Source organism: Ideonella sp. B508-1 (genome assembly GCF_000333615.1).
Taxonomy (GTDB): domain Bacteria; phylum Pseudomonadota; class Gammaproteobacteria; order Burkholderiales; family Burkholderiaceae_C; genus Ideonella.
The window spans coordinates 1-11903 of the sequence record NZ_BADL01000626.1 but is presented as its reverse complement, the minus strand read 5'-3'; the positions used below and the strand labels follow the sequence as shown (position 1 = coordinate 11903).

11 protein-coding genes are annotated in these 11903 nt (G+C 59.2%); 1 reads left to right on the top strand and 10 read right to left on the bottom strand.

Going from position 1 to position 11903, the window contains the following annotated elements; all coding sequences use genetic code 11:
* Positions 1-865: polysaccharide biosynthesis protein (locus I73_RS30540; protein ID WP_022983121.1), on the top strand; the 865-nt coding region annotated here is incomplete at its 5' end.
* Here the strand turns inward: I73_RS30540 and I73_RS31200 are convergent.
* From I73_RS31200 to I73_RS32025, 10 genes are all read right to left on the bottom strand, one after another.
* Positions 834-1937, bottom strand: a complete 1104-nt coding sequence (locus I73_RS31200; protein WP_083877099.1) for a sulfotransferase — start codon at positions 1935-1937, stop codon at positions 834-836. The genes I73_RS30540 and I73_RS31200 overlap by 32 nt on opposite strands.
* Positions 1924-3966 carry a sulfatase-like hydrolase/transferase gene (locus I73_RS24940; RefSeq protein WP_040501548.1) on the bottom strand — a complete coding sequence of 681 codons (2043 nt, stop codon included), beginning with the start codon at positions 3964-3966 and terminating at the stop codon, positions 1924-1926. The genes I73_RS31200 and I73_RS24940 overlap by 14 nt, the downstream gene beginning before the upstream one ends.
* A 1-nt stretch (position 3967) precedes the next feature.
* Positions 3968-4171, bottom strand: a complete 204-nt coding sequence (locus I73_RS24935) for a hypothetical protein (RefSeq protein ID WP_022983118.1) — start codon at positions 4169-4171, stop codon at positions 3968-3970.
* A gap of 130 nt (positions 4172-4301) precedes the next feature.
* Positions 4302-5744 carry a bifunctional D-glycero-beta-D-manno-heptose-7-phosphate kinase/D-glycero-beta-D-manno-heptose 1-phosphate adenylyltransferase HldE gene (hldE, locus tag I73_RS24930; protein WP_022983117.1) on the bottom strand — a complete coding sequence of 481 codons (1443 nt, stop codon included), beginning with the start codon at positions 5742-5744 and terminating at the stop codon, positions 4302-4304.
* A gap of 35 nt (positions 5745-5779) precedes the next feature.
* The gene (locus I73_RS24925) at positions 5780-6352 is read right to left on the bottom strand and encodes an SIS domain-containing protein (RefSeq protein WP_022983116.1); all 573 of its coding nucleotides are present in this window, start codon (positions 6350-6352) and stop codon (positions 5780-5782) included.
* Positions 6353-6361: 9 nt separating this feature from the next.
* On the bottom strand, positions 6362-7480 hold the full coding sequence (locus I73_RS24920; protein WP_022983115.1) for a glycosyltransferase family 9 protein: 1119 nt from the start codon (positions 7478-7480) through the stop codon (positions 6362-6364).
* A gap of 74 nt (positions 7481-7554) precedes the next feature.
* Positions 7555-8613 carry a glycosyltransferase family 9 protein gene (locus tag I73_RS30530; RefSeq protein ID WP_022983114.1) on the bottom strand — a complete coding sequence of 353 codons (1059 nt, stop codon included), beginning with the start codon at positions 8611-8613 and terminating at the stop codon, positions 7555-7557.
* A 9-nt stretch (positions 8614-8622) separates the two neighbouring features.
* On the bottom strand, positions 8623-9951 hold the full coding sequence (locus tag I73_RS32030; RefSeq protein ID WP_148289920.1) for an O-antigen ligase: 1329 nt from the start codon (positions 9949-9951) through the stop codon (positions 8623-8625).
* Entirely contained in the window at positions 9884-11170 is a 1287-nt protein-coding gene (locus I73_RS32930) for a group 1 glycosyl transferase (RefSeq protein ID WP_148289919.1), read from the bottom strand. Before I73_RS32930 ends, I73_RS32030 begins: the two co-directional genes overlap by 68 nt.
* A gap of 9 nt (positions 11171-11179) precedes the next feature.
* Positions 11180-11758 (bottom strand): hypothetical protein, encoded by a 579-nt coding sequence (locus I73_RS32025; RefSeq protein WP_083877093.1) that lies wholly within the window; start codon positions 11756-11758, stop codon positions 11180-11182.
* Between the last annotated feature and the right edge of the window lie 145 nt (positions 11759-11903).

Below are 11903 nucleotides of genomic sequence, written 5' to 3'. Positions count from 1 at the left end.
CCAGCTGGAGGTGGTCAAGCTCATCGGCGACGTGAAGGACCTGGAGGGCCTGCGCGCCATCTTCCAGCGCACGCAGCCGCAGGTGGTCTTCCACGCGGCGGCCTACAAGCATGTGCCGCTGATGGAGGTGGACAACGCCTGGGCCGCGCTGCGCAACAACACCCTGGGCACCTACCACGCCGCGCTGGCCGCCGCCGAGGCGGGGGCCGAGCGCTTCGTACTGATCAGCACCGACAAGGCGGTGAACCCCACCAACGTGATGGGGGCCACCAAACGGGCCGCGGAGCTGGTCATCTCGGCCATGGCGGCTGAACACCATGGCACCCGCTTCATGGCCGTGCGCTTCGGCAATGTGCTGGGTAGCAGTGGCAGCGTGATTCCGAAGTTCAAGGAACAGATCGCCCGCGGCGGGCCGATCACCGTGACCCACCCGGAGATCATCCGCTACTTCATGACCATCCCGGAGGCGGCTCGCCTGGTGCTGCAGGCCGCGGCCATTGGTGAGAGCGGCCAGGTGCTGGTGCTGGACATGGGCGAGCCGGTGAAGATCGTCGACCTGGCCAGGACCATGATCCGATTGGCAGGCAAGACCGAGCAGGAGATCCCGATCGTCTTCACCGGCTTGAGGCCGGGGGAGAAGCTGTTCGAGGAGTTGTTGGCAGATGCGGATGCGACCATGCCCACGCGCATTCCGCGTTTGCGGCTCGCCAAGCTCTCCGAGGCGTCGGACCGCACCATGGCTTGGCTGCAGGAAGATCTGCTGGTTTTTCAGCAGCCAACGGCGTGGCGGGATGACACGGTGCGCCAGACCTTGAGCAGACTCGTCTCCGAATTCAGGATGGCGGACGCTCCAGCCCGTGGCTGAGTAAACTTCTTTGCTGCGCATTGCGCAGCGCTTCCATGGCGGTGTCCGCCCAGGTGATGTCGCTCACCTCGGTGTCTGATTGCCCTTGCCGTGCAACGTGGCATTGGGCGACGAGTGAAACCGCTTGTTCGGCGGCGGGCGTCCATTCACGCCCCCAGCGCTGCATGATGGCGCGGGTGCATTCCACGGGGGACTGGCGCAGTGCCCTCAGTTCCAAGACCACGAAACGGTCTCTGGGCAGCGTGCTGCTCAGTCGGTTCAGGACGTCAGCGCTTCGCTGAAGCGCCTTCAAGAGAAACTGGTCCAGATCGGCGTCCCTGAGCAGGGCCAAGCCGTAATGCCGGCACATGGCGTGCCACATGCGCTGATTGGACCGAAGAATCTGCTCGGGTGAACGGTGGATCCAGACGCAAGGGCTGCGCTGAAACCGATTGAGCAAGGCGACGGCGCGGAAGGTGTGGTTCGGTGACTTGAGCAGCAGTTGCTTGCTGCCCGCCCCATCCAGCGCTGCGACCTGCCCGAGAAAGTCCAGCCATGGTTGATAGGCGGCCCAATCGAGAGCCTCGGACTCGCTGTCAAGCAGGCCGGACAGCTCGCCGATTCGAGAAGGGTCCAGCCAAGCTCGGTACAGACTGGGGAGACCCAGTTGAAGCAGGGCAAGTTCGTCTTCCTGGGGACTGTCTGCACTGACGACGAAGCTGTCCATCGGACGCGATTGAGATCGATTGATCCGGGGGGCACCCGTGATGCCGAAGCTGGCCGGGGCCATGCATTGCCAGGTGCGTGGGCAGGTGAATGCCGAGCTGGCCGAGAGCAGTTCGTGGAGGTAGGTGGTGCCTGATCTCCACGGGCCCAGCACAAAGGCCGGGTCGATTTGGAGTGGCTGGGGCTTCAGCAGCCCCCGTTGCATCTTCAGCTGGTAATTGAAGAACCATTGGCTCCAGCGGTACCAGAGCATGGCGCGCCGCGGGCGCAATGGCTGGCCTGGGTGTCTGCGCAACCACTGCACCAGTGCTGGCGCCAATGGCCCCATGCGCTGTGGCCCCGCCTGTGCTTCTTCAGGGGTGGGCATTGTGCCGCTTCAACTGGTCCTGAGTGGCCGCACGCATGGTGGCCAGCTGTGCAGGGGCCGAGGCGGCCAGATCGTTCAGGTCGTTGGGGTCCTCGTCGATTCTGAACAGCCGTTCACGCTGAAGCTGCGGCGTCGCCGGACTGGCGGCACCGATTGCAGCAACATACTTCCAATCGCCCAGAATCATGGCGACGTCGCCTGTGGTCCAAGGGCCGTCAGCCCGCTGCTGCTCGAAGTTCATCGTGAAAACAGGGGCATCCGGCTGGCGTTGGTAGAGGTCCTGACCTTCATCTTCCTGACGCTGGCTGGCTGGACGCGAAATACCCGCCAGGGTTGCCAGGGTGGGGAGCAGATCGGCCTGCTCTCCGTTCGTGTCAATGACGCTCGCGTTGCGCTGTTGGGGCTTCTTGATCACCAGAGGGATCCGGATGATTTCATCCAGAAGTTCCGGTCCTCCGTGCCCGCCATAGTCATGGTTGAAGCTCTCACCATGGTCCGCGGTGATGACGATGATGCTGTTGTCGAACCGACCGCTGTCCTTGAGCCACTGGAGGAACTCACCGACATGGTGATCGATGAATCGGATCGCTTCGTCGTACCGCCCTTCCAGGCGGTCCTTTTGCCGGGCGGCGTCAGCAGCCGTCAGATAGTGATAGACAGGCGACGAATCGGCCATCGTGCGGGCTGTGGGCCGCGGATCAAAGAGCCCCACGAAGGGGGGCGGTGCCGCGTAGGGGTCATGGGGGGGGCTCAGATGAACCCAGAGGAAACTGGCCTGACTGGCAGGCGTCTCGTCCAGGAGCTTTCGGGCGATTTCGAAGCCGGCGCCGGGAGCAGGGTGGCCCGACACCGGGCACTGACCCGACCGAATACCTTGCGCGATGAGGCGGGTCTTGGCCAGTTTCCAGAATGAGTCGGCATTCACGATTTCCCGTGTCTGTGGCGCAATCCAGTTCTCCAGCCAGGTGTTGAGGTCCCAATGGCACGCGCCCTCCCAACTGGGGACGGCCTGAGACACATCCACATAGGGGCGCTGGGTCTGATGCTCTGGCGATGCCCACGGATTGGACGATACGGCCAGGGTCCTGTAGCCCGCCGCATGAAAGGCCGCCAACATGGAGCGCTGTGCGCTGGCCTCCGGCTGATTGGCCAGCAACTGAAAGGTCCGGTGACGCCAGGGGCGTTGGCCGCTCAGGATGGAAGCCACGCTCACGGTCGTGAAGTTCGAATTCGAGAAGAAGTGGGTGAAGGTGTCCGCACCCTGGGCCAACTGGACGAGGCTGGGGGTGGTGTCTCGTGGATAGCCGTAGAGCGAGGCGTGGCGAGCCGAGAAGGTGTCGATCGTGATCAGAACGACATCAGGGTGGCCAGAGCGCGCGGCGGAGGGGGCCGACTCCTGGCGAGGCGGACGGTTGTCTTCAGGCGGATGCAGAGGGCGCAGGATGGCCCAGCATGCCACCAGGGCGATGGTCATCACCCCCAGTTGAATCTGCATGCCGCGCGGGAGCGCCGCCGCGCATGCATTCGCGTCAGCACCGTCCTTCTTGCTGCGCCGCCACTCGGCCACCATCAGGATGGTCAGAACGAGGACCGCCGCGACAGCCGCCGGGTTGGCATGGCCAAGCAGTGAATTGACCGAGTCCTTCCCCAGCCATTCATGCAGCCACTTCTTGAAGCCCAAGTCGTAGAGCCACATCTTGAGTGCTTGAACAAGGGCCAGTCCAATCACGATGCGGCTGATCAACCGGGGAAGCATCAGTCCGATGCGCTGCGCCGCCTTGGATGGGATGGCACTCAAAGCAAGCGACAGTACAGCACTGACCGCCATCAACAGCAATGCCAGGATGCCGAAGAGCAAACCCAGTTCAGCCAGGATGACGGCACCCTTGGGCCAAGTGGCCGTCATCAGCAGCGAACGGATATTCGGTAGCGCTTCCAGCGGAAACGCAATGCAAAGGCATGCGTGGGCAATGCTCAGGCTGGGCCAGCGATGCCAGGCGGTCTTGGTCGGCGGGTCGGCAGCAGGCATTTCATTTCCGCCGGAAAAAATTTCGGATCTTCTGCAGGAACTCCTTGAGAAGGGCCTGGATATGTCGCCTCAAGACCGCGATGGAAAGAATGACGGGTAGAAATAATTGGTAAAGAAACCCACCGGTGTTGGGGTCGATGTAAGCTGACGCATCTCCTGCTGCGATGAGCAGGGCCGCCAGGATCCAAAACCGCTGTGCATTCATGTGAGTGTTCCTGCGGCAAAAGCTCGCGTGTGCATGAGGGACTTGCCGAAGGCCGATGATTGTCATCGGCTCTTCGGCACCTGAGTTGAGCAGTCCCGGCGCGCGCGCAAGGCCATCAGGCCATCGGGCTTCAACCCTGCAAAATCTTGGTGACGATGGCAGAAGTCGAATGGCCGTCGAGGAACTTGAGAATTCTCACTTCGCCGCCGCGCGCCAATACGGCATCTGCGCCTGCCACCTGCTCCGGGGTGTAGTCCCCGCCCTTGACGAGCACGTCAGGCGTCGCTTCTTGATAGAGCTGTGCAGGCGTGTCTTCTGAAAACGCCACCACCCAGTCTACGCAGGCCAAAGCTGCCAGCATCTTCATGCGGCTTGCCAGCGTGTTGATGGGCCTGCTGGGGCCCTTCAGGCGACGCACCGATTCGTCGGCATTGACCGCCACGATGAGCCGATGGCCCAGGGCTTTGGCTTCTTCCAGATAGGCGACATGGCCGGGGTGAAGGATGTCGAAGCAGCCATTGGTCATGACCACGCGCTCGCCGTGGCTGCGCAGCAGGGCCAGCAGTCCACCCAGATCTGCGCGGGCGATGGCGCCACGCGGCGGCAAATTGGGCAAGGGTTGCTCGGCACGCAAGGCGTCCTGCAGCTCTGCTGCACTGGCCGTTGCCGTGCCAAACTTGCCGACGACGATGCCGGCGGCTGTGTTGGCCAGGTGAACGGCATCCAGCATCGTGCAGTTGCTGGCGAGTGCCGCGGCCAGCGTGGCGACCACCGTGTCCCCTGCACCCGTGACATCGAAAACCTCGCGGGCACGCGTGGGCATGTGAACCGGCGTGCCGTGTGCTGTCAGCAGCGTCATGCCGCGTTCACTGCGGGTGACCAGCAGTGCCGCCAGCCCCAGCGACTCGCGCAGCCGTTCACCCTTGGCGACGATCTCTTCCTCGGATGTGCAGTGCCCGACGATGGCCTCGAACTCCGACAGATTGGGCGTCAGCACCGTGGCGCCCCGGTACTTCGTGAAATCGCTGCCCTTGGGGTCGATCACCACGGGCTTGTCGTGCCGGCGGGCCGTCGCGATCAACTCTGGCGACGAAGCCAGCGCGCCTTTGGCGTAGTCCGACAGCACCACCACATCGTGTCGCTCGACCTGATCGGCAAAGCGCGTTCCGATGTGGGTGGCCTCCTCGGCCGCCAAAGGAACCTCGAAGTCGATGCGGATGAGTTGCTGGTTGCGCGAGATGATGCGCAGCTTGGTGGTGGTCTTGTAACCATCCAGTGCGACCAGATGGTTGTCAATGCCGGCTGCGCGCAGCAATTCGCCCATGCGGTCGGCGGTTGCGTCTCGACCTACCGGGGCAATCAAGCCGCTGCGGGCGCCCAATGCCGTCACATTGCGCGACACGTTGGCGGCACCGCCCAGTCGCATGTCCTCGTGGTCAATGCGCACCACCGGAACCGGCGCTTCCGGCGAAATGCGGGAGGTCGGGCCATGCCAGTAGCTGTCCAGCATGACGTCGCCGACGACGAGAACCTTGCCGCGCGTCAGGCGGTCGAGATCAGGATTGAATGACATGACTTCGTCGTGTGCGTGGGAACTTGAAGCCACGTTCAGGCAGCCAGACCGAGGGCGATCTCCACCCCGCCGCACAGCGTGTGGCCGATCAGGATGTGGGCTTCCTGAATGCGTGCTGTGACCTTGGATGGCACGACGATGGACAGATCGCAGCATTGCCGCAGTGCTCCGCCATCCCGCCCCAGCAGCCCAATGCAGGTGATCCCCATGGCGCGGGCGGCCTCCACGGCCTTGAGCACGTTGCGCGAGTTGCCCGATGTCGAGATACCCACCAGACAATCGCCCGGTCGGCCCAGGCCGATCACCTGCCTGGAGAACACGTCGTCAAAACTGTAGTCGTTGCCAATGCAGGTGAGGGCAGAGGTGTCCGTCGACAGCGCCAGTGCGGCCAGCGGCCGACGGTCTTCGATGAAACGTCCGGTGAACTCGGCTGCCAGATGCTGGGAGTCGGCTGCGGAACCGCCGTTCCCGCAGAACATGACCTTGCCACCGCCGCGCATGGATTGAGCGATCTGGTCGACGGCCGACTGCACCGCCGAATCGAGCGCTTTGATCTGCTCCATCACTGAAAGATGGTCGGCGATGTTCCTGAGGAAAAGTGAATCCATGCTGTCGAGTTACCGTTGAGTTGTCTGATTCGCTGACACGGCGGTGGGCGCGACGTTCAGTCCGGCCGCCGCAAGCTGCCGGACGACGCTCTCCGGCGAGATCTTGTGCATGATCGACTCACACCCTTTGGGGTATTCGAAGCCCAGATTCAGGAAAGCGCCGCCCTCGGATGGCGGGACGTCAAGATTGTAGCTGCGCGGTCCCACCCCGCCCCAGCGGACAGCGTTGGTGGGGCCGTTCAACGAAACGACCCGGCAACCCAGCAATGCGGCCAGGTGCATGACCCCTGTGTTGACCGACACCACCGCGGCGGCCATCTGGAGGCAACCTGCCAGCGCCGGCAGCGTCAACTGGCCTGCCAGCGAGACGGTGCCCGGCCCGTCTGGCAGGAGCGCCTGCAGTCGCGCAGCGGCGGCCATGTCGCTTCTGGCACCTGTGATGCACAGCTTGTAGCCGGCCTGCTTCAGTTGCTGCGCCAGGGCCTGCCAGTGGGTGTCTGGCCATTCCCGCAACTCGCAGCGCGTGCCGGCCGCCCAGGGGTGCAGCACGACGAAGGGCTCGTGCAATCCATGTTGCTCGGGGTCGAATGGGGGAGGGGGGGCCAGAGCCGGCTGCGCGATGGCGCCATCCGCGGCTTCGCACAGGGCCTGGAAGTTCTCCAGTTCGTGCCGTGCGTTCGAGTGGGCCACTACTTTGCCGTAGGGCGCGGCGCGATACTGGCCTGGCGTTGAGAAACCCACCGTCAAGCTTGCGCCTGAGAAGAATGACACCACAGCCGAGATGCGGGCCCATTGGGTGGTGTCGATCAGCACGTCCAGCTGCAGTGCCCTGAGCCGCCGGACGGCTTGCCACGGGCGGCTGACCGGAATGACCAGATGGTCGTCGAACGACTTCAACAGTTGCGCGACCCCCTTGTTGCTGTCAGACAGGATGAGATAAACCTTGGCTTTCGGATGCCGCTGCTTTTGTCCCGCCAAGATGGCTGAGGCCAGCAGCGCATCGCCGATGGCGCCGAAGATCAGAACCCCAATGCGCTGAGGCTGCGCGGGCGCCTGCTGGCGGCGGCTGCAGAACAGGCCTAGGAGAAAACACAGTGGAATGCCGACCCAGCGGTCGAGCCGGCGCATCAGTCCACTGCCGCGCTCGCTTGAGCCGTCGGAGCGAGGGGCAGAGGCCACTTGGCTATGCGGGCTGGGCTGGGTCATGAGGCTTCGGTGGCCGCTGCGGCTGGAGTGCTCAGCAAGGCGAGCACAGACTGCGTGACAGCCTCCACCGTGGATGCCTCCATGCACAGTGCTTGCTGGCAATCGGCGTAGTCTCGCCCGTCGTAGCAAGGGCTGCAGCAGACCCTGTTCCCGGGCTCGTGCACGATCGTCTTGGGTCGACCAAGCGGGATGCAGGCATTGGCCGGTGTCGGACCGAACAGGGCGACCAAACCGGCGCGGGTGATGGTGGCCAGATGCAGCGGGCCGCTGTCATGGGTGACGACCACCGTAGCCTGGCTCAGCAATTCCACCATGCCCGTCAAATCGGTCTGTCCGACCAGATTGCGCACCGGCAAATGCGCAAATGCCGGGCACACCCAGTCATCCGCAGGTCCACCGGCCAGTGTGATGGGAACACCGGCCTCCACGAGCGCCTCTGCCAGCTTCACGTAATGGTGCAAGGGCCATCGACGCAAGGCATCCGAACGCAGCAAGTTGCGCGCGCCCCCTGGGGCCAGAACCACGTGCTTCGGGACAGTGGCCATCGGAGGCAGGTCGGCCGAACGATGTGCGAGAAAGCGCTCGCCCAGCGCCTGCATGAGCGCGCTGATGTCCGCGTGTCGCTCGCCTTCGTCTTCAAGCAATCGGATGTACTCGAACACCCGGTTGCGATGTTGCAGGGGAGAGGGACGGCGAATGGCTCGCCGGTCGTAATGCCGGAAGCGGCTTGCCCGCACGAGACCCGTGAGCAGACGATAGCGCCAATCGCCATAGGCTGTGACGACCAGGTCGAAACGGGGAGACAAGCCCCGCAACGCCAGCGCGTGGCGAGCCAGCGCGCGCAGGCGGGAGGGCAGCGAGCCGGAAAGAATCTCAGACTCATCCAGCGCGTGGACATGGTCTGCCACGCCGAACCGGTTCAGCAGGGGCGCGATGGCCTTGCCCACCACCCAGGTGATTTCAGCGCCGGGGTGTCGAGCGCGGAAATGCAGCACGGCTGCTGCTGCCTGGGTCACGTCTCCGATGGCGCCGAGTTTGATAAATAAAATGCGCATTCCGCTGAATTAAGTGCCTAGTGGTACGCTATCTTTTGCTGGGGTATCGGTGAATCTTGAATTCTCGTAAGAGGAGAGGCCCACAATTACCCCGTATAGCGACCAGACATAAGCTCGTAAATAGCTCGACTCGGCCATGAGCGCGATGCTCGTCGCAACGAATGCGATATGGAACGCCTCGAATTCTAAAGAGTGCCCCTTCCTTCTATATATGTAGAGCAGGAAACAAAGATAGCCGCAGAGGCCGATCAAGCCCGTCTCTGATGCAATGTCCAGGTAGGTGTTCACAGCCTTTGAAACTTCGTTCAAGTCAAAGTCTGAAGCAGACATTCCATCCAGCTCATAGTCTGAGTTGTCGAGATACTGTGCGGCGTAGGATGTCATCGCATTCATCCCGACGCCCACGAGAGGAAATTTCTGTGTCACATCGAGCGTGACAAGTATTCTTTGAAGTCGATTTCCTCCGACGTTGATGGCCAAGGCGAGCGCCTCTCCGCCATTGGCCACAATGTTGTAGGCCGCCTTGGCTCTGTCATTGAAATTAACCAATAAACTGAGGCTGAGCAGGGCGATTCCGAATGAAATCAGTCCCGTTTTCAATTTTGCTTGACTTTTCCTCCACCAAACCAAAGCCAAGCAGAGCAAAATCCAGATAAATAAAGATGCAGACGACGTGGTGATCAATGCGGTCAGCACCATGGCTGTATCGACTGCTGGAAAATCTCGCTTTGAATATATCCTTATTAGTGTAATGGATATATATGGAATCAAGGCTATGGCGAAATAAGATGGCTCGTACAGTGTAAATCGCGCGCGCTCGTGAATTCCGGTGATGAATAGTAGTGCTGCGACTATGATGGAAAATCTATAAAAGTAGATGAATAGTTTAGTGACTCGCTCTGTTCCGAGTTGGCTCGATAAATATGAAAAGTACAGTGTTATGCCAATGGTTATTATCGCGCCAACCAAAAAAGCGATGCTGCCTGCTCTGTTGTGTGTAAATGCCATTGAAGGCATCAAGGCTGACAAAAAAACCAGTGAATAAACTATTGCTGCCTTTGGTAATCTTGGATTGATTGGTGCCAATAGTAAGGCAAGGATCGGGAAGGTGGCGTAAGCAATCTTTAGGCGAAATGTCCCAACCAGTATGTTTGGTTCGTCAATCAGTGTGGAAGCATAAAGTACTATAAATAGGGCGCATAAATATACCTTACTGTAGTGCAAGTTTCTGGCTTTTTCCATTTTCATTGCGCCCGCCGATATGCTTGCTTTACTGGTTGGTTGGTCTATTTCTGTTATGAATGAGAAGCGGACGATTGCTGGTTGGAGTTTGTTCAAACTCAAATGGCTCGTCCAGAATGACTCTTGAGAGATTGGCTTCTCTGCCAACCAGGGAGAAATACCTAAAGAGGGTGAAGGTTCTCTCTGGGGTGATCAATTTCGCAGCCCAGCGTATCATCGAGTTAACCATCTTCACCCTGGAGTCAAATTGGTTAAAGTTCAATGTGTTGGATTCCGCTGATGCAGTTTGGTTTTTCTTGATAATTCCGGCTTTGGCTAACTTTTTAAAGAAATCTGCACGCTGTGAGAAGGGGCTTTCTTCGGCCTCTTTTGAGAAAGTCGCGGCGCGGCGCGCGAGCACCGAGATGGGAGTCCCATCGTCGAACCTTCCATAGGTGTATTCTATTTTTGAGAAGGATTCGTGTTCAAGTCGGAGCAGATCCTTGCAGTAATTGGACACCAGTGCTTCCAAAATGGATCCTCGTTCAATCGAGTGCCGAGTTTGATGCCTAGAGAGTACATCGGGCTTGCTCGCCTTTACCCCGCTAAAATGGAAGAAACAGAGAGGCTGGTCGTTAACGAGAATTGCGTCTTTGCCCTGTGAGAGTGTTCTTTCGTGCAAGTTCCAGTAAGCAATATTGCAGCCGGGATGCTTTAGGATACAAACCTTATCAAAGAATGCTGGGACTAAATCGATCCACTTTTGATCGACAAAAGTCCCAAAGGGGACATCATTGAAGCCAAAAGAAAGGCATCGGGATTCCCACCAATCCAGCATCTCATCAGTATTACTGCTGCGGCGTAAAGCAATAAAACCTAGGTTGTATGCTCCCGTTCTCATGTAGTCAATATCCGATGGCCGCAGTCCATCCAGCACGGGGCGAGTTGAGTGTGGGGTCAGTACAATGTCCGATGAACTCAATGCGTTCAATACCGGTGACAATGCAGAGAAAACCTTAATATCTGGGTCTAGATAAATAACTGAGTCGAAACCTTCGCTAAAGATTGACTTGAGAAATGTCGGCTTCAGCGCTGTGTTGAATTCAACCAGTTGATATTTAAAAGCGAGATGCTCGAAATCGGGTATCCCTAAGTCTTGTGCATACTGAGCTTGGATGCCGCTCCTTGTGACGGCTCGCTTGATTTCCTCTGTGGGTCGGTCCACCACAAGCAACCGGAACTCGCTTTCCGGGGCATGTTCCCTTAACGATTCCGCGAGTGTTCTGGCGTATGCCAAATAGTTTGCAGATACGATGGTGACGATGCAGTTTCTCATGATGTGTATTTATTGAATAGGCTTGGGCCAGATTTGATGGGCGGGTATTCCGGCCCATATTGTCCTAGGTGGAATGTCGCTCAGTACGACAGAATTGGCTCCAACGATGGCGCCCTCTCCGATGCTGACGTTGGCCAGCACGCAGACACCATTCCCAAGCCATACATTATCCTTTATCTCAATCTTGCCTTTTGAGATAATTTCTCTCTGATTGGGTGGGAGTTCCCACCCGTTGCCGCCTGCGGTATTGGGGGCTCCATGAGAGTGATCGGACACCAAAACTCCACTGCCCATCAAAACGCCAGAACCGATCGCGATAAAGTTTGCGCTGCCGATGTGCACATCGTCCGAGAAGTTCACATTGTTCCCTATTTCTATGCGCCCTTTGCCGTTGACGGATTCAAGCCACAGACCTCGCCCGGCGGAGAAATTATTTCCTATGTTTATTTCTCGAGGGAAGTAAATGCGCAATCCTCGATAGTCAACTGTTATGGTTCTTCTGCAGATGATTTTTGCGATGGAATTCAGGATCTTATTGCGAATGGCGAATATTGCGGAAACTACCCTGAGGTACCTGGCGGGGGTCATGCTGATTTTGCGCTGGATTGAACTTCGCGGTACAGCTGAAGAACTTCGTTGGCGTGCTGATCAGGTGTTTTGAGAGGGCTTATTTTCTCGTGATAGCGCCGCAGGCATTGTGGAGTCAATGAGGTCAACCATTTTGATGCCTCTT